The 18,511-nt window shown below is 70.5% G+C and carries 15 protein-coding genes; 5 read left to right on the top strand and 10 right to left on the bottom strand.

The genetic code is table 11. From position 1 onward, the window contains the following. Window positions 1-23 precede the first annotated feature (23 nt). Complete coding sequence (locus tag AB0H54_RS20500; RefSeq protein ID WP_357346897.1) at window positions 24-950, bottom strand: acetoacetate decarboxylase family protein; 927 nt, start codon at window positions 948-950, stop codon at window positions 24-26. Between the two features lie 63 nt (window positions 951-1,013). Beyond that, on the bottom strand, window positions 1,014-1,715 hold the full coding sequence (locus AB0H54_RS20495; protein ID WP_357346896.1) for a type 1 glutamine amidotransferase domain-containing protein: 702 nt from the start codon (window positions 1,713-1,715) through the stop codon (window positions 1,014-1,016). 213 nt (window positions 1,716-1,928) lie between these two features. Here AB0H54_RS20495 and AB0H54_RS20490 point away from each other — a divergent pair, with 213 nt between their 5' ends. After that, a complete protein-coding gene (locus AB0H54_RS20490; RefSeq protein WP_357346895.1) occupies window positions 1,929-2,792 on the top strand; it encodes an alpha/beta hydrolase in 864 nt (287 codons plus the stop codon). 6 nt (window positions 2,793-2,798) lie between these two features. Here the strand turns inward: AB0H54_RS20490 and AB0H54_RS20485 are convergent, their stop codons facing one another. Together AB0H54_RS20485 and AB0H54_RS20480 are read right to left on the bottom strand one after the other, a co-directional pair. Continuing rightward, a complete protein-coding gene (locus AB0H54_RS20485; RefSeq protein ID WP_357346894.1) occupies window positions 2,799-4,388 on the bottom strand; it encodes an FAD-binding protein in 1,590 nt (529 codons plus the stop codon). Window positions 4,389-4,481: 93 nt separating this feature from the next. Then, window positions 4,482-5,084 carry a hypothetical protein gene (locus tag AB0H54_RS20480; RefSeq protein WP_357346893.1) on the bottom strand — a complete coding sequence of 201 codons (603 nt, stop codon included), beginning with the start codon at window positions 5,082-5,084 and terminating at the stop codon, window positions 4,482-4,484. A 228-nt stretch (window positions 5,085-5,312) separates the two neighbouring features. Here AB0H54_RS20480 and AB0H54_RS20475 point away from each other — a divergent pair, with 228 nt between their 5' ends. After that, window positions 5,313-6,857, top strand: coding sequence for an acyl-CoA carboxylase subunit beta (locus tag AB0H54_RS20475; protein ID WP_355272326.1), 1,545 nt, complete (start codon window positions 5,313-5,315; stop codon window positions 6,855-6,857). Between the two features lie 30 nt (window positions 6,858-6,887). On the opposite strand, the gene AB0H54_RS20470 is transcribed toward AB0H54_RS20475, so the two are convergent. Continuing rightward, complete coding sequence (locus tag AB0H54_RS20470; RefSeq protein WP_357346892.1) at window positions 6,888-8,516, bottom strand: alpha/beta-hydrolase family protein; 1,629 nt, start codon at window positions 8,514-8,516, stop codon at window positions 6,888-6,890. 251 nt (window positions 8,517-8,767) lie between these two features. Here AB0H54_RS20470 and AB0H54_RS20465 point away from each other — a divergent pair, with 251 nt between their 5' ends. After that, on the top strand, window positions 8,768-9,094 hold the full coding sequence (locus AB0H54_RS20465; RefSeq protein ID WP_357346891.1) for a hypothetical protein: 327 nt from the start codon (window positions 8,768-8,770) through the stop codon (window positions 9,092-9,094). 31 nt (window positions 9,095-9,125) lie between these two features. After that, on the top strand, window positions 9,126-10,409 hold the full coding sequence (locus AB0H54_RS20460; RefSeq protein ID WP_357346890.1) for a DUF1576 domain-containing protein: 1,284 nt from the start codon (window positions 9,126-9,128) through the stop codon (window positions 10,407-10,409). Between the two features lie 47 nt (window positions 10,410-10,456). Here the strand turns inward: AB0H54_RS20460 and AB0H54_RS20455 are convergent, their stop codons facing one another. From AB0H54_RS20455 to AB0H54_RS20435, 5 genes are all read right to left on the bottom strand, one after another. Then, window positions 10,457-11,932 carry an aldehyde dehydrogenase family protein gene (locus tag AB0H54_RS20455; RefSeq protein ID WP_357346889.1) on the bottom strand — a complete coding sequence of 492 codons (1,476 nt, stop codon included), beginning with the start codon at window positions 11,930-11,932 and terminating at the stop codon, window positions 10,457-10,459. 74 nt (window positions 11,933-12,006) lie between these two features. Next, a complete protein-coding gene (locus tag AB0H54_RS20450) occupies window positions 12,007-13,017 on the bottom strand; it encodes an alcohol dehydrogenase catalytic domain-containing protein (RefSeq protein ID WP_357346888.1) in 1,011 nt (336 codons plus the stop codon). Window positions 13,018-13,054: 37 nt separating this feature from the next. Continuing rightward, complete coding sequence (locus AB0H54_RS20445) at window positions 13,055-15,001, bottom strand: hydantoinase B/oxoprolinase family protein (protein ID WP_357346887.1); 1,947 nt, start codon at window positions 14,999-15,001, stop codon at window positions 13,055-13,057. Window positions 15,002-15,003: 2 nt separating this feature from the next. After that, complete coding sequence (locus AB0H54_RS20440) at window positions 15,004-17,046, bottom strand: hydantoinase/oxoprolinase family protein (RefSeq protein ID WP_357346886.1); 2,043 nt, start codon at window positions 17,044-17,046, stop codon at window positions 15,004-15,006. 25 nt (window positions 17,047-17,071) lie between these two features. Next, window positions 17,072-17,281 carry a hypothetical protein gene (locus AB0H54_RS20435; RefSeq protein WP_357346885.1) on the bottom strand — a complete coding sequence of 70 codons (210 nt, stop codon included), beginning with the start codon at window positions 17,279-17,281 and terminating at the stop codon, window positions 17,072-17,074. A gap of 191 nt (window positions 17,282-17,472) precedes the next feature. Between AB0H54_RS20435 and AB0H54_RS20430 the strand changes: the two genes are divergently transcribed. Next, window positions 17,473-18,444: an AraC family transcriptional regulator gene (locus AB0H54_RS20430; protein WP_357346884.1), complete on the top strand. Its 972-nt coding sequence runs from the start codon at window positions 17,473-17,475 to the stop codon at window positions 18,442-18,444. Window positions 18,445-18,511 lie beyond the last annotated feature (67 nt).

Raw genomic sequence — 18,511 nt, 5'->3', positions numbered from 1 at the left:
CTTCTGCTCGGGTGTTCGGATCCTCAGCTGTCGCCGGCGCGACTCGGGACGGACGTCGGGACCGGCATGTGCAGGGCCAGTTGGCCTTCCGTCGTCACATCGAGACGGACAGTCTTGATCGGGGCGAGCGAGCGCAGATCCTCGGACAGGCGGCCGCGCCCCAGCCGCAGGTCGATGCCCCGGGGGAAGCTCGCGCTGCCCGCCGAGAGCAGGTTGATCTGGCTGAGCGTGGCGAACCAGGCGCCGTCCATGGTGGTGTAGGAGGTCAGCGACGACACCCGGTCGCCGCTGCGGTAGCTCGTCTGCGCCGGAGTGGCGACCGACAGCGACAGGTCGGTGTCACCGTTGTCGTCGGCGACCCGCGCCGTGGTGCGGGTGGCGTCGATATCGACGTCGACCTCGGTGACCCACTTCGGGAAGCCGTAGCCGTCGTGCCCGCGGACCTGGGCGATCTGGGTGCTCACCGGGAGCGAGAACACATAGGAATCGAGGTGGTCGGTGTCGAGGCCGGTGACCAGGTCGGCGAAGCCGAGCCTGCCGTGGCGAGCGGGCCGCACCGCGACGCCGATCCCGACCTCGGTGTAGAAGTCGATATCGCACACGTCGTAGCGGAAGAACATCGCCGAGACCAGGCCGATCCCCGGCGCGACCTCGAGCGGCGCCAGCTCACGGGGCAGCCGGGCCCGGATCGCCTTGGACCGGGCCAGCATCGTGAGCCGTGCGCTGGCCATCCGGTAGTAGAAATTCGGGGTGTAGGTCTCGCCGATCCGCGAGTCGACCCGATTCTTGGGCAGCCGCCGGAAATAGTCGACACCGCTCACCCGGGGATCGCGGGCGATCTCGTCGAGATCGGTCTGCATCCGGTAGCGGTCGTACAGCCCGCCCTCCGGAACGGTGACCACCCGGCCACCGAGGTCCACCTCGACGGTGTCCTGACGCGTCGCTGACATCGGCGTAGCTCCCTTGCTCGCGGTAGTTGATGTAAGCGACGTTAACTTCGAATGTAAGCACTGTCAACGCGGCAGGTCGGCAATGAGCCGATCGGCCAGTTCTCCCGACGAGCCCGGGTTCTGCCCGGTATACAGATTGCCGTCGACCACGATGTAGGGCCGCAACGGAATCCGGCCCTTCGAGTAGTCGACGCCCAGCTCCTTCAGCCGGTCCTCGAGCAACCACGGCGCCTTGCGCGCGAACCGGTTCAGCAGCTCCTCGCGGTTGGACAACCCCGTCATCCGGCGGCCGGCGAACGGCGAGACGCCGTCGGGCCCGGTGGCCGCCGTGATGGCGGCGGGCGCGTGGCACAGCAGGGCGAGCGGTCGACCGGAGGCCAACCGCTCGGCGAGCAGCGCGCCGGAGGTCGCGTCGTAGGCGAGGTCCTCCATCGGGCCGTGGCCGCCGGGGTAGAAGACGAGATCGAAGTCGTGCGCGTCGACGGCGTCGAGGGCGACCGGGCTGTCGAGTTCGGTCCGGATACCGTCCAGATACCGCTCCACCTCGCGGCGTTTCCACGGCATACCGCCCGCGATCCCCACGCTCAGCCGGTCGAGGGTCGGCGCCTTCCCGCCCGGCGTGGCGATCGTGATATCCCAGCCCGCCCGGCTGAACGCCCGGTGCGGGACGGCGACTTCCTCCGCCCAGTAGCCGGACGGGTGCACGGTGCCGTCGTTCAATGTCCAGCGGTCCGCGGCGGTGATCACCATCAGAACCTTCGTCATCATTCCTCCTGATGCGGTCGTGCCGAGACGGGTGCGGCATCAGGCAGTCGAGGTCGGGACGATCGGAAACGGGCGGACGTTCGCGCCCCGGATCGCCGACGAAGAGCAGACCCACTGCCGAATGTTTTCGGCGCTTACATTAGTCTCCGTGCTGTCCGGCGTCAACGGAGCCGAGGCCGCCGGACCGAGCCGATCCACCGAGGAGCACCCCCTATGACCAGGCCGAACGACCCGCGTGCCGCCGGCAGCGCCGCCCAGCCGGCGGCAGCGCCGATCGTCTTGATCGCACCGGCGATGGCGATCGGCTCGCGCTTCTACGCCCCGCTCGTCGCGGCGTTCGCCGAGCGCGGCTGGAGCGCGCGGGCACTGCCCCGACGCGGATTCGAGCAGGGCGAGCCGCCCGCCGCGCGCGGGCACGACTGGTCCTATCGGGACGAGATCGACGTCACCGATCGGGCGGTGGCCGCGGCCCGTGCCGAAGTGCCGGACCGGCCGGTCGTCGTGCTCGGGCACAGCCTCGGCGCGCAGCTCGCCGCCGGACTCGAGTTCACCGGCACCGGCGCGGACGGCCTGGTCACGATCGGCGGCTGTCTGCCGTACTACCGCCACTATCGGCGCGGCGGACTCGACATCGCCGTGATGGCCACCCTGGTACCACTGTTGACCTCGGTGGCCGGGTATCTCCCCGCGCCCGCGTTCGGCGCGCCCGGCGCCCGCACGATGATGCGGGAATGGGCCCGGATGGTGCTGACCGGCCGCACACCGTTTCCCGCGCAGGGCACCATCGACACCGTGGCCCTGGTGATCTCGCTCGAAGGCGACACCCTGGGACCGCGTCGCGGCATCGACGCGTTCGCGTGCGACCTGTTCGCGCCCGAGCGCGTCACCCGGTGGGACTATCGCACCGCCGACGTCCCGGCCGGCGCGAGCAACGACCACATCCGCTGGGTGCGCAGTCCAGGACCGGTCGTCGACCGTGTCGTCGCGTGGTGGCAGGAGGCATCGGCGACCTCATCGGTGCGCGTACACGCCGCGGACCGACGGCGGTCCGGCGCTTCGGTCATCGCGGCGCGATAGTCCAGGTCAGGCTACGGCGTGCGTTCCCGCGCGGCGGCCGGAGAAGACGCAGTCGGCCAGGGACAGCCCGCTGACATAGGAGTTCGAGCAGATGCCGACGGCCGCGCGGCCCGCCGCGAAGAGGCCGGGGACGACGCCGCCCGCCTCGGCGCGGACCGCGCCGGTGTCCTCGTCGACCAGCAGGCCGCCGAGGGTGAGCATCGGCATCGGGTAGGTCAGCCGGGCGGTGAACGAGATGTCCAGCAGTGTGAAGGGTCCCGTGCGCAGCGGACGGCGGATGTCGTCGGGCTTGCCGAACGGGTCGGGCAGGTTGTGCTCGATGGCCCGGTTGTGCGCGTCGACGGTGTCGCGCAGGGTGGCCGGGTCGATGCCCGCGCGGGTGGCGGCCTCCTCGACCGTGCGACCGCGCGAGGTCCCGATCCGCAGCAGGCGCTCGGTCTGCATCCGCTGGAACCACACCGACTGCGGGCCCAGTTGCTCGCGGGCGTCCCGGTCGAGTTCGGCGTCGACCAGCAGCCACGCCCGGTTACCGGGGCTGGTCGCGATCGCCGCGCCGAGCGCGGCGCCGTAGCGGGATTCGTCGATCATCCGCTGCCCCAGGGAGTTCACCGCGATCGCGCCGAACATGGCGCTGGGGGGCGCGATGAACCGCCAGGTCGACAGGGCGTCCAGCTTGCCGCTCGCGGCGCCGATGTCCTGCGCCATGGTGATGCCGCTGCCGTCGTCGCCCGCGGTGCCCAGGGGCAGGCCCTGCGACCACGGGTAGTCGGGGGCATGGCGGGCGACCATCGCGCCGTTGGCGATGAATCCGCCGGTCGTGAGGACCACGCCGGACTTCGCCTGGATCCGGACCGGCCTGCCGTGCTTGCGTTCGATCCGGGTCAGCAGCGCTTCCATCGCCGCGCGGAGACCCGGGTGGTACACGCCAGGCTTCGCCGAGATCCGGGCCAGGGCGGCGAAGCGGCGGCGCACGGACGCGGGCGCGTCGGCGATCGTGATCGCCTCGATCCCGGTGACGCGACCGTCCTCGACGACGAGCCGGGTCGCCCTGGTGCCGGTGCGGACCCGCACGCCGCGGTCGGCCGCCGAGGCGGCCAGCGGCCCGAACAGCGCCTTGCCGGACACACCGGGGCCGTGCGCGCGGTGCCCGCGCTGCCGCGGCTTCGCGAGATCCCGGTACCCGCCGGAGTTCTCGCTGCCGGAGTAGTAGAGGTAGTAGTCGTCGGACGGGTACGAGGTCTTGTAGGGGCAGAGCGACGCCTGGAACGGCACGCCGTGCTCGGTCATCCAGTCGATCATCGCCGGGGACTGCTCGCAGAACCGGCGCAGGGTCGCGGCGCTCACCGCGTCACCGACCTCGGCCTCCAGGTAGGCGAGCATGGTGTCGACGTCGTCGTCGATGCCCGCGTCCCGCTGCACCCAGGTCCCGCCACCGGCGTAGACGATGCCGCCGGACAGCGCTGTCGCACCGCCACCGAGATACCGGTCGATCGCGAGCACGTCCGCGCCCGCCTCCCGCGCGGTCAGCGCGGCGGTCACACCCGCTCCGCCGTACCCGACGACTACGACATCGGCCGCACTGTCCCAAGCCCGCACCAGTCCACCTTCCGAGCGGACGACGACCCCGTCGTCGCCGTCCAACCCAACTATAACGTGTTCTAGAAATCCGGCAGCCGGACCGGCGCGCCGCTATCCGTGGACGCGCACCCGCCCGCCGGTCAGTTGCGCGGCGACGTGGTCGATCGCCGCGACGGGCTGATCCAGAATGCGCACGGCGGTCCGCAGCCCCTTCGTGCCCCCGACCTTCTTCCGCAGCACACGCTGCACGTCGGGATGCTCGAGCCCACGCACTCCGCCGGTCTCCGGCCCCACTCCCGGGAACAGATCGATCACCAGCAGGTCGTTGCCGAGCTTGCGGTGCAGGCGCAGCCCCTGGACGGTGGCCCACGGCAGGAAGACCGAATCCGGTGCGGCATCGATGCTCAGTCGCAGCCCCGCCGGCGACAGGCGCATCGCCGTCGGCGGCACGCCCTGCGCTTGCCAAGTCGCGCGCAACTCGCGCAGGCGCCGCAGTTTGCGCACCCCGTCGACACCGAAGATCGCCACAACCGGCAGTTGCACGAGTCCGATCGGCCCGGCCAGCCAGACCAGCAGCGCGGTGATCGCGGCGACGAAGACCGCGGTCACCAACCCCACCCAGGCCGCCACCGCCCCCAGTCTGAGCACCGATTCCCGCGACCGCTGCACGGCCACCGCGTCCACGCCGACGACGAACTCCCCCACGGATTCCATCCCGCGCACGCTACCGGTGTTCTCGACGGCACGACGTCTTTGCGCACGCTGCCACCATGCAGTCACTGCCACATTTCGGCTCGGCGACCCGCCTGCCCAACGGTCGGAGGGCAATTCGTGGTCGATCACAAACCCGGACGGCACCGGGGGGTGGTGGGCACCGGTACTGTGGCTAGCGCCCACCGGACGCGGTGTCGGCGTTCCACTGCGACAACCTGGATGTAATCGATGAGTGCTACTGCCGAAAAGCTTGCCGACCTGCGAGAGAAGCTGGAGCTCGCGCAGGAACCGGCCGGAGAGGCGGGAGCCGCCAAGAGAGCGCGCAAGGGCATACCCTCGGCCCGCGACCGCATCAACATGCTCATGGACCCGGGCACTTTCGTCGAGATCGGCGCCCTCGTGCGCAATCCCACCGACAAGAACGCCCTCTACGGCGACGGCGTGGTGACCGGACACGGTCTGGTCGACGGCAGGCCGGTGGCGGTGTTCTCGCACGATCAGACCGTCTACGGCGGCACCATCGGCGAGATGTTCGGCCGCAAGGTCGCCGCGATCATGGCCCTCGCGGGCAAGATGGGCTGCCCGCTCGTCGGCATCAACGACTCCGGCGGCGCGCGCGTGCAGGAGGCGGTGTCCTCGCTGCGCTGGTACGGCGAGCTGGCGACCATGATGGAGCCGCTGTCGGGTGCGGTGCCGATGGTCTCGCTCATCCTCGGCAACTGCGCCGCCGGTGCGGTGTACCAGCCGATCTGCACCGATGTCGTGGTCGCGACCGAGAGCGCGCACATGTTCGTCACCGGCCCCAAGATCATCGAGGACGCCATCGGTGAGAAGGTCGACATGGAGGAGCTGGGTGGCGTCTACAACCAGGCCGCCTACGGCAACATCCACCACGTCGCCAAGGACGAGCCCGCCGCCTTCGAGTGGGTCCGCACCTACCTGAGCTACCTGCCGTCGAGCTCCACCGAGCTCCCGCCGGTCGTCAACCCCGGCCTGGAGCCGGAGATCACCGAGTCCGACCTCATGCTGGACAAGCTGGTCCCCGACTCCGACAACATGGTCTACGACATGCACGACGTGCTGCTGCGGATCTTCGACGACGGCGAGTTCCACGAGATCGGCGCGGCCGCCACCGAGAACATCATCACCGGCTTCGCCCGGGTCGACGGCAGGCCGGTCGGCGTGGTCGCCAACCAGCCGACGGTGCTGGCCGGCGCCCTCGACGCCAAGGCCAGCGACAAGGCCTCGCACTTCATCCACATCTGCAACGCCTTCGAGATCCCGCTGGTGCTCGTCGTCGACACCCCGGGCTTCCTGCCCGGCGTGGAGCAGGAGAAGGCGGGCGTCATCAAGCGTGGCGGCCGGTTCCTGTTCGCCTATGTCGAGGCCACCGTGCCGAAGGTGACCGTGGTGATCCGCAAGGCCTACGGCGGCGGCTGGGCCGTGATGGGCGCCAAGGCGCTGGGCTGCGACGCCTACCTGGCGTGGCCGACCGCCCGGATCGCGGTGATGGGCGCGGAGAGCGCCGTCGGCCTGACCCAGCGCAAGATCCTCGAGGCGACGCCCGAGGAGCAGCGCGGCGCCATTCGCCAGCAGATGATCGACTTCTACAACGCGACGATCGCGACGCCGTGGATCGCGGCCGAGCGGGGTTACATCGACCGCGTCATCGAGCCGTCGACCACCCGTCTCGAGATCCGTCGCGCTCTGCATCTGCTGCGGGACAAGCAGGTCGTGCGCTACCCGCGCAAGCACCACCTGCTGCCGCTGTGATCCGGTGCGGGCGGATATCCGCCTGCACCGTCACTTCCCGTCCCGCATGACCGAGCGCAGCCGCTCGGTGTCGGCCGCGGTCCAGTCGGGCGGTGACAGGATCGCCGCCCAGGCATCGGCGATGTCGGCCTGAAAGGTGTGCCCGTGTCCGTCGGGCACATCGGTCGAGACAGCCATGTCGGCCGACACCTGCAGGAACGTCACCACCGGGATCCACCGGGTACTGGGCAGGACGTCGGGACCGCGCGGCTCGCGCAGCCAATCCGGTTGCTGGAACAGCAGTTTCGGCGTCCACCAGGTGATCGGGTCGGAGGCGTGCTGGAGGTAGACGACCCGCGGGGACGGCCACGGCGCGTCGGGGCGGGCCAGATCGGCGGCGCTCGCGACGAATCGCGCGGTGCGCCCGTCGCGGTAGATCGGCAGCCATTCCGGCGAGCCCGGGTCACGGCGCATCGTGGCGTCGCGCCAGACCGGGTTGGTGGCGGTCGGGCCGACGAACAGCACGCCGTCGGTGCGGGCGGCCATGTCCTGCACACTCGAGAATGCCGCTTCGCCGCCGAAGGATCCGAGGCTCTCGCCGAAGACCACCAGCTTCGGCCGCCGGTCCGGCGGCAACGTCGCCCACTCCGCGTGTACCGCCTCGAACAGGGCCTGTCCGGCGTGGCGGGCCCGTTCCTGGTCGACGAGGAACGACAGCCAGCTCGGCAGGAACGAGTACTGCATGCTCACCAGCGCGCTGTCGCCGTTGGCCAGGTACTCCACGGCCGACGCGGTGGATTCGTTGATCCAGCCCGTGCCGGTCGTGGTCGCCACGCCGAGCACGGCCCGCTCGAAGCCACCCGCCCGCCGCAACTCGGCGACCGCGAGATCGGCTTCGGCCTCGACGGTCTCGGCCGAATCGAGACCCGTGTAGACCCGGATCGGTGGCCGCGCGGGGCGGCCGTTGAACGCGGCCAGGTCGACCTCGGTGGGCCCGTTGGACACGAAGATCCGGCCCTGTCTGCCCAGCGAGTCCCAGGTCACCAGTGAGCCCGGCCCGCCGGATCGCTCCGGGGAGACGGGCTGCGGGGTGTCCGCCGACGTCTCCTGGTTGACCGCCTTGAACGTCGAGTTCAGCAGCGACATCGCCGCACTCGCCACCACGCCGTTGAGCAGCGCGATCACCACCACCACGACGACGACACCGCCCAGCAGCACCGACACCCGCCGTGGCAGGACCCGCCCGAGCAGACCGCCGACCCAGCCCACCAGCGCCCGCCCCACCCGGACGAGCCCCATCAGCACCCCGAACACGATCAGGCCGATCAGCACCATGATCGGATACGCCGACCACGACAGGCCCGCCACGCCCATCAGCTCGCGCAGCTCCCGCTGCCAGCCCGCGTACCAGATCAGCGCCACGACGGTGCCCGCGATCGCCACGACGCCCAGTCCCCAGCGCAGCACGGGCGGCATCGGGATCGGTTCCCGTTCGAGCACCCACCACACCAGCGCGGCGATGGCGGCACCGAGGCCGTAGCCGAGGGCCGCCGCCGCGCCGGACACGACGCCCTGGAACAGCGGCCCGCGCGGCAGCAGGGAGGGAGTCAGCGACAACCACACCAGGATCAGCGCACCGGTGAGCCCGCCGAACCCGTGTCCGCGTGGTGTCGAATTCATCTGTGCCCCTACGGTTCGATCAGCGACCACCGGGTGCGCATCCCGGTGCTGCACGTTCACCGGTACGGAGCAGACGCCGCTCTCCGCACGGACAGTTGAACTGTACGACCGGTCACGACCTCGCCGCCGGATCTGCTGCGACGCTGCTCCGAATCGTGATCCGGTCCCGGCCGGGGCCACCGGGCTGCGGGAGGACCCGGTTGTGGCGCGTCGTAGCCCGGAGTTCGCTGTCCGTCGCGCACACTGGGGTCATGGGTTCGCTGTGGATTCTGCTCGGCTCGGGTGCGATTCGCGCCGACGAGGTGTCCGAGATCGCGGTCGTCAAGACCGGCCGGGTGGTCGGTGGCCGGGTCGGGCGTGAGCAGTTCGCGGTGGTGGTGCGCTCGTTCCGGGGGTCGCCGACCGCCGGGCGCGCACTGTCGCGGACCGTCTGGACCACCGCACGGGAGCCACGGGCCGACGAGGTCGCCCGGTCCCTGCTCGACCAGTTGATCGCCCGGGCCGACGCGGCGGGCACGCTGGCCGTCGACGCCTCGGGCACGGTCGAATTCACGAGTCCGCCCACCGAGACCCGCTGACCGGCTCGTGTCGCGGCGAACGAAGGCCCGCGTGCGCGGTGTCGACGATCAGCAGGTGCTGTTCCGGGTCGTCGTCGCGATGTCGGTGGCGTTCGTGGTGTTCGGGTTCGTGGTCGACTCCCCCGGCGCCGTGCTGCGCGGTGTCGTCGATATTCTCAGCGCGCGCGACACTCTCGTCACCGACTTCGTCGGGGTCGGGGGGCTCGGCGGGGCGTTCGTGCAGGCCGGGCTGCTCACCCTGGTCGCCTGCGCGACCTACCGGATCACCGGCGCCGCCGTCGACGGACCGGCGGTGGCCGCTCTGCTGCTGGTGCTCGGCACCGCGCTCTACGGCAAGACCCTGCTCAATGTCTGGCCGATCCTGGCCGGAGTGGCACTGTATGCAACATTGCGTCGCGAGCGGCTGTCGGCCCATGTCTCGACCGCGTGGTTCGGGACGGCGCTGTCGCCGATCTTCGTCGAGCTGGCCTTCAACACCGCGCTGCCAGTGTGGGCGGGAGTCCTGCTCGGCGCGGCCACCTCGGTCCTGATCGGCTTCGTCCTGCCGCCGGTCGCGCGTCAGCTGTTCCGCGCGCACGACGGATTCACCCTCTACAACATGGGTTTCGTCGCCGGTGTGGTCGGCGCGGTGGTCGTCGCGGTGTACCGCGCGTTCGGGCTCACCGCGCCACCGGAGATGGTGTGGACCTCCGGCGACGACGGGCCGCTGTCGATCCTGCTGGCGATCCTGCTCGTCGGCCTGATCGGCACCGCGTTCGCGCTCGACCGGGCGCCGTGGCGCGCCTACGTCCGGTTGACCCGCCGCGACGGCCGGGCTCCGTGCGATTTCCTCGCCGACGACGGCGCGGCCGCGGTCCTGCTCAACATGGCGGTGATCGGCACGCTCACCACCGGGTACGTGCTGGTGATCGGAGCGCACCTCAACGGGCCGGTCATCGCGGGCATTCTCAGCGTCATGGGTTTCGGCGCGTGCGGGAAGAACGCCGTCAACATCGTGCCCGTCGTCGCCGGGGTGGCGATCGCGGGCCTGCTCAAGCCCTACGAACTCACCGACCCCGGCCTGATCTGGGCCGCGCTGTACGGCACCTGCCTGGCCCCGATCGCGGGTCGCTTCGGTCCGCACTGGGGTGTCGTCGCCGGGTTCTTCCACGCCTCGGTCGCCCAGGTCACCGGCGCGCTGGTCATCGGGCTCAACCTGTACGGCAACGGATTCGCCGCCGGCTTCGTCGCCGCGGTGATCGCCCCGGTCGCCGCCCTGATCTCGCACCCACGCCGCGGCGCGGGCGAGCGGGAGAAACCGGTCCCCGCGGCGTGAGCCACCGGCCGTCCGTCGACGCGACGACAGGGACGGCCGGTTCCGGGTCAGCTCAGGTTCAGGTAGACCGCCTTGGGGTAGAGGTAGCTCTGGACGTGGTCGCGGCCGCCCTTCCAGCCGTAGCCGCTCATCTTGGTGCCGCCGAAACCGACGGCCGGGTCGAGCACTCCGTAGCAGTTGACCCAGACGGTGCCCGCGGTGATGCCGCGCGACACCCGGTGCGCGGTGGCCAGATCCATGGTCCAGACACCGCCGGCCAGGCCGTAGGGCGTCGCGTTGGCCAGGGTCAGCGCCTCGTCGACGTCGTCGAACGGGATCACGGTGGCCACCGGGCCGAAGATCTCCTCCTGCGCGATGGTCATGTCGTTGGTGGCGGCGGCGAAGACGGTGGGCTCGACGAAATAGCCCGCAGCGCGGTCACCGTCGACCCGGCGACCGCCGCTGACCAGTTCGGCCTCGCCGGACCCGATGTCGATGTAGTTCAGCACCCGGTCGAGCTGGCGCTGCGAGATCAGCGGACCCAGCTGGGTGGTGGGGTCCAGGCCGTCGCCGACCCGGATCGTCTTGGTGAATTCGGCCATCCGCGCGACGAATTCGTCGTGGATCGAACGCTGGACGAAGATCCGCGTGCCCGCCACACAGACCTGACCGCTGTTGGTGTACACGCCCATCGCCGCGCCGGGGACCGCGCGGTCGAGGTCGGCGTCGGCGAAGACGATGTCGGGTGACTTCCCGCCCAGCTCCAGCTGCAGCCGCTTCATATTGCCCGCCGAGGCCCGCACGATCGTCTGCGCGGTGCCGACCGAGCCGGTGAACGCGATGCGGTCGACGCCGGGATGCTCGGCCAGCGCGGCGCCCGCGTCCTTGCCGTATCCGGTGACCACGTTGACCACACCGTCGGGCACACCGGCCTCGGTGAGCAGCTGCGCCACCCGCAGCACCGACAGCGACGCGTCCTCGGCCGGCTTGAGCACCGCCGTGCAGCCGGTCGCCAGCGCCGGTCCGAAGATCCACCACAGACCGATGAGCGGCCCGTTCCACGGGATGATGCCGCCGACCACGCCGACCGGCTCGAGTGAGCGCAGGGTCAGGAAGTCGCCGGGCAGCGAGTTGGGGGCGCTCGCCACGGTGCCCGCGTCGACCTGGGAGGCGAAGAACTGCAGTACCTGCGAGGTCCACTCGCGCAGTCCCTGGGTCCGGGTCAGCGGCGCGCCCATGTCCAGGGTCTCGATCGTGGCGAGTTCGTCGAAGTTCGCCAGGACCAGGTCGTGGACGCGGAGGATGAGCGCGCGCCGCTGGTGCGGGGTCCAGCGGCTCCATTCGCCCTCGAACGCGGCCCGCGCCGCCGCCACCGCGGCGTCCACGTCGGCCGCGCCGCTCGCGGCGATGGTGCCGAGCGTGGTGCCGGTGGCGGGGTTGATCACGTCGATGGTCTCGCCCGACGCGGCGGGCACCCAACGGCCCCCGATCAGGTTCTGCTGCGCGGCTCCGACGAAGGCGGGAACCGGATGAGTGGTGGTCATGAATTACTCCCTTTGCCCCCGGCCGAGCGCCGGGGGCGTTGCTGAAGATCACCGGGCGGGCAGTGCCGCGTCGGTCAGTCGAACAGGAAGACGCCCTTGCCCGCGTCCTGCTTGTCGAACCACCGGTAGGCCTCGTCGGCCTGCTCGATGGTCCAGGTGTGCGAATACAGTTCGTCGACCGGAAGATCGTGGGCGACCACGTACTCGGCGCAGCGCGCCTGCTCGATCGACGACATCGTCCAGGAGGTCAGCAGCGTCCACTGCTTCTTGTAGACCGCCTGGGTGGTGAACCGCACGTCCCCGGGCAGCCCGGTGAACACGGCCCGGCCGAAGGTGCCGAGCACCGCCAGCGCGTCGTCGCTCGCCCGCCCCGAGGTCTCCAGGACGACATCGGCCAGGCGCCCGCCGGTGAACTCGGCGACCGCGTCGGTCAGCGACTGCGCGCGCGAGTTCACCACCAGGTCGGCCCCGAACTTCGCGCTGTGGGCCAGGCGCCGGTCGTCGACATCGACGGCGATCACCCTGGCGCCCATCGACGCCGCGAACATGGTCGCCGACAGTCCCACCGGGCCCTGCCCGAGCACGACCGTCGTGGTGTCCGCGACGCTGCCGAGGCGCTTGATCGCACCCCACGCCGTGCCGGTGCCGCAGCCGATCGCCGCGCCCGCCTCGAAGGAGAGGCCGTCGGGCATCGGCAGCAGCGAGGACTCCGGTACCAGGGCGAAAGGCGCGTGACCGCCGTCGACGTGCACCGCCATGGTCTTGCCCGGCGCGGTCTCGCACATCTGCGGCCACCCCGCCCGGCACCGGCGGCAGGTTCCGCAACCGATGTAGTGGTGGATCATCACCCGCTCGCCGATCCGCGCCGGGTCGACGCCGGGGCCGACCGCGTACACCTCACCGCACGGTTCGTGCCCCTGGATCACCGCGTGGTCGAAATCGAACGCGCCATGATAGAAGTGCAGGTCCGAACCACACATCCCGGAGGCGCGGATCTTCACCACGACCTCGCCGTACCCCGGTTCGGGCTCGGGGAAGTCCCGCAGCACGACGGTCCCGTCACCCGGGAACACGACGCCCTTCATGTCATTCTCCTTTGGATATCCGATGTCTCGCGGTAGCTCATGCCGACCGCCCCGCCCGCAGGCGTGCCGTCGCGTCGAGGTCGACGCGCAGCCCCTCGGGATCGGTCCGCGGGTCGCCGACGACCACGACGCCGTAGTCCCGCGCGGCGCCCGCGATGCTCACGTACTCGTTGCGGACGTCGGCGAGCACGCGGTCGGGATCGCGGCGCAGCGGGTCACCCCAGCCGCCACCGCCATTGGTGAGGCAGCGCAGGACGGTGTTCGGCACGGTCGACCACACCGGCTCGGCGGCGAAGTAGTGATACCTGCCGTCGACCGGGTCGAGTGCCTTGGTCTCGGGATCGAGCACGCCGGCGACCGGAACACTGTCGGCGTACACCTCCGGACCGGTGCCGAGAATGCCCGGCGCCGTCCCGTCCGCCCCGGGCGGGAACAGCCACATCGCGCCGGTCGGCCCGGAGCCGCCGCCGTTGGCGCCCACCCCGGTGGCCTGTTTGGTGCGGAACGGCGACAGGTGGTGTTCCCCCGCGGTGAGCCACAGCGCGTCCTTCAGATTCGCCGCGCCACCGCGGAACACGCCCGCACCGCCGGTGTCGATGGCGTGTTCCTTGCGCAGCAACACCACCGGCGAATCGCGTTCGATCGTCTCGGTCGCCGGATCGAGGTTGTTGAGGGTGAACAGCACGGTGTAGCTGTCACCGTCACCGGCCTCGGTGGCACCCCACGGGCCGTGCTCGCCACCGCACTGGGTGGCCGAGGTCCACGGCGTGCCGTCGGGGCGCACGCCGGAGGCGTTGTGGGTGTTGGTCGACCCGTAGTCGCCGCCGACGCCCTGCGTTCCCAGCACGGGATTGAGCGCGTCGAAGATCGCCGACGCGACCGCGCCCGAGGCCTCCCAGAACATCATGATGCCGCCGTCGGGCGGGAGCGAGGAGACGATGGTGCCCGGTGGCACCGCGAGGTCGACATTGCGCCAGGTGCCCGAGGTGAACGGCACCTTCGGATCGAGGAGCATCGTCAAGGCCACGCCCACCGCGGTCTTCGCGTCGAGGACTCCGCAGTTGATGCAGGTGCGGGCCTGGGGCGAGGTCCCGGACAGGTCGATCTCCATGTCCTCGCCGCGCTTGCGGACCAGCACCCGCACGGTGTAGTCGATGCTGTCGTCGAGGCCGTCGGCGTCGATCAGCGCCGAGCCGGCGTAGTCGCCGTCGGGCACCGCCGCGATGGCGTCGCGCATCCGCTCGGCGGAGGTGTCGCACGCGTAGTCCAGGGTGCCGAGGTAGGCCGCCAGCCCGTACCGGTCGATGTTCTCGTGGACGAGCCGCTCCCCCAGCTTCAGCTGCTGGAAGATGCTCTTGAAGTCGGGCAGCAGCATGCCGCCCCAGCGGGTGTTGTCGAAGATCAGGCTGAAGGTCGACCGCACCGGCTCGTCGCCCGACCACAGCAGCATGGGCGGGATCACCAGCCCGTTCTCGTAGACATTGGCCTTGGTCGCCGAGAACCCGCCGGGCACCGTGCCTCCCATGTCCAGCTGGTGCGCGCACATGGTGACGTAGGAGACGATCTCGTCGTCGACGAAGACCGGCCGGGTGAAGGCCACGTCGTTGACGTGCCTGCCACCCCGGTACGGATCGTTGCAGATGAGAACGTCACCGGGACGCAGGTTCTCGGGACCGTACTCCTCCACGGCATTGCGCACCGCGTCGCCCATGGTGCCGAGGAACACGACCAGGCTGTTGCTGACCACGGCCATCGGATAGCCCTTGTCCGCGGGACCGCTGATGGTGCAGGCGAAGTCGTACCAGTCGCGGATGATGGGCGAGAACGCCTCGCGCATGAACCCGGTCGACATGTGCTCGACCGCGTAGCGCAGCCGGTTGGTGAGCACGGTGGCGCTGAACCGGTCGCACCCGTAGCGCTCGTGGAACTGCGCGTCGGACAGGTCGCGCAGCCGGGGCGCGGCGGGAATGGTGGTGCTGGACATCGTCACTTCCTCCGGATCACGATCTCGCCGTAGGCGCCGACGTGGGCCTGGTGCCCCGCGCCGATATGGGTGGTGGACAGCCCCTCCTCGACGACCGCCGGCCCGTCGAACCGATCTCCCGCGCACAGGGTCGCGCGGTCGTAGACGTGGGCCTGCTGGGCCCCGACGCCGTCCGCGTCGAGGTCACCGAGGTAGCGCAGCGTGACGGTCCGCACGGGGGTGAGTGGACCGTTCTGCGCGCCGCGGGTGTCGATCCGCGCGTACTCGACCTTCGGGGTGTCCAGGATCGCGCGGACGCGGAAGGTGACGCCCTCCACCGGCATCGCCTCGAACCGGTTGCCCGAGCGCGCCTCGTAGGTGTCGTGGAAGGCCGACACCATGAGCTCGACCGCCCTGTCGTCGATGAGTCCGCCGGGGACGGGCACGAACGGTGTCTCCCAGCTCTGTCCGGCCAGGTGCGCGTCCATGCTGCGCACCAGGGTCACCGAACCGTCGCCCGCCTGCGCCCGCAGCTGCTCCTCCATCTCGACGAACAGCGCGTCGATGGCGGGCGCCGCGCCTGCGGTGAGCATGAGGTACGCGCTGCGATTGACGGTGAAGACCTGGTCGGCCGAGAGCAGGCCTACCGCCGAGAACAGGCCGGGGTTGGGCGGCACGATCACCTGCTTGCACTGCACTGTGTCCAGCACGGCGGGCAGCAGCATCGGGCCCGCCGCGCCGAAGGCGACCAGGCTGTAGTCGCGGGGATCGACGCCGTTCTTGATGGCGACGTTGAACACGCCCTCGGCCATGTTGTTCACCGCCATCTCGTAGGCGTAGCGCACGCGATGGGCCAGGTCGAGCTCGGTGTCGAGGCCCTCGAAGGCCCGTCGGGACGCGGCGGCGTCGAGCTGGAGCTCACCGCCGGCGAAGTCCGTCGCGTCGAGGATGCCGATCATGAGACACGTGTCGGTCGTCGTCGGCGCGGTGCCGCCGCGGCCGTAGCAGGCCGGTCCCGGCTGGGCCCGAGCGCTGTCGGGTCCCACCTGGATCTCACCGGCGGGACCGATCGCGACGATGCTCCCGCCACCGGCACCGATGCTGGAGATGTCGTTGGCCAGGGCATTGACCACGAGGTCGTGCTCGAGCTCGAAGGTGGTGTCGACGAACGGCTCGCCGTCGCTGACCACGCTGATGTCGCACGAGGTGCCGCCCACATCGGCGCAGAGCAGGTCGTTCTCGCCGATCAGGGCGCCGAAGTGGGCGCTGGCCACGGTGCCCGCCGCGGGTCCGGAGAACACGATCCGGAACGGCTGTTCCATCGCGCGGGCCGCGGGGACGAGGGTGGCCGCGCAGTCGGCGAAGTTGAGCTGACCGGCGAAGCCGAGCTCGCCGAGGCCCTTCTCCAGACCGGCGGTGTAGTCGGTGTAGATGATCTTCATCAGGGTGTCGACCACTGTGGTCGAGGCCCGCGCGTACTCCTTGGCCAGCGGCGAGACCTCACTCGAGATCGAACACGGCAGGTCCCCGAGCACCTCGCGCACCAGCTCGCGCAGCCGCAGCTCGTGCACCGGCGTGACATAGGCGTTGATCAGGCAGATCGCCACGCCCGCGACCTCGCATCGGCGCAGCACCTCGAGTTCGGCCCTGGCCTGGTCCTCGTCAAGGGCGAACAGCACGCCACCGTCGGCGGTGATCCGCTCGCGGATGCCGCGGCGCAGGTAGCGCTGCACCAGGGGCCGGGACGCGTCGCCGAAGCTGCGCCGCCAGTGCGGGTCGAGGATGGCCTCGGCCGGGCGCCAGACGCGGCCCATGTCGAGGATGTCGCGGTGCCCCTCGGTGGTCAGGAACCCGATCTTGGGCAGCCGGCGGGTGATCACCGCGTTCAGGCCGTGGGTGCTGGCATGGTTGAACACGGCGGCATCGGCGACGCCGAGCACTTCGGCGCCGCGCAGCACCGGGCCCGCGACCTCGGCGTAGTCGGTGGAGATCTTGGCGGTGTGGATCCGGCCGTCGCGCCAGGCGACGACATCGGTGAACGTTCCGCCCACATCGACTGCGATCATGGTTGTCTCCTCAGGTGTTTCGCGCTCAGACGAGGTCGGCGAGCAGCTGGATGGGGCCGAGCCGACGCCAGGGTTCGCGCGCCACCGAGTGCAGGCAGCGCTGACACTTGACGACTCGTACCCAGCCCTGTTCCGCGACAACGGGATACGCGCGGAGCTCGGCGGCGCCGCACCGTGGACAGGTGCCGTCGCGGGGTTCGCGGATCACCTCGGGCGGTGTCGATGCGTCGGGCATAGCTGGTCCTCCTGCGGCTGAGATGTACGGCCGAATGCCGTGAGGACGACGCTAGGAGTGGGAGACCCAGGTCACAATCCGCGCAGCGAAGGGCGGATATCCACGGACCGAAACTAGCCAAATTCGCGCCAAGTTTATATTATATTCACATTGATGTGACCCCCATCACGCTTCGAAGGGAAGGTGGATCGTTGCCCGCAGCACCGGTGACGTGCGCGAACGCTTTCCGCACCGCCGACCCGGCCGCCGCCCACGCGCACGTCGCCAGCACGTTCGCCCATCACGAACTCCGCCTCGACGAGCGCACCGGGATCGACTTCGCGCTGGAGTCGGTCCGCACCGAACGCCTCACGGTCGGCCGGATGACCTACGGCACCACCGCGCGCCTGGACGGCCCACCGATGCAGTCCTGCTATCACGTGAACCTGGTCGTCACCGGGAACAGCACGGTGCAGCAGCGCGGTGAGCGCCGATCCTTCGGCGCGGGCCAGGCGGGCGTGGCCTTCGTCCACGACGCGCCGCTGTCGATCCGCTGGAGCGCCGACGCCGAGCACTTCCACATCAACCTGCGGCGGGACCCCCTCGAACGCCACGCGGCACACCTGCTCGGCAGGCGCGATCCCGAACCGGTCCGCTTCGATCTCACCTTCCCGACCGACTCCCCCGCCGGCCACGCCCTGGTGGCCGCCACCCGGTTCGTCTACACCGAACTCGCCCGCGAAGGCGGCGTCTCGACGATGCCGCTGGCCTGCCGCGACCTCGAGTCGACCCTCATGACCCAGGTCCTGCTCACCGCGCCCAGTCAGCTCACCCCCGCGCTCACCGGATCCGCGCCCAATATCGGCTCGTCCCGGATCCGCGACGCCGTCGCCTACATCCACGCCCACCCCGACGCCGACATCTCCACCGCCGAACTCGCCGCCCGTGCCGGTGTCACCGCCCGCGCGCTGCAACTCGGATTCCGGGACGCGGTCGGCATGTCGCCCAGCGCGTACGTCCGCGCGGTACGCCTGGACCGGGTACACGACGACCTGACCTCGGGTCGCGCGCTGTCGGTGAGCGACACCGCGATGCGCTGGGGCTTCTTCCACCTCGGCCGCTTCGCGCAGCAGTACCGCGAGCGGTTCGGCGAGTTGCCCTCGGAGACGACCGCGTTGCGGTAGCACCGCCGGTTCACCGGGTCGCCATCACCCGTTCGTTCCCCTAACGAGAATCACGGCGATTCGAACC

It is taken from the genome of Nocardia sp. NPDC050718 (assembly GCF_040654235.1).
Lineage (GTDB): Bacteria > Actinomycetota > Actinomycetes > Mycobacteriales > Mycobacteriaceae > Nocardia.
Note: the sequence above shows the minus strand (reverse complement) of the source record. Positions and strands in the feature narration are given on the sequence as shown.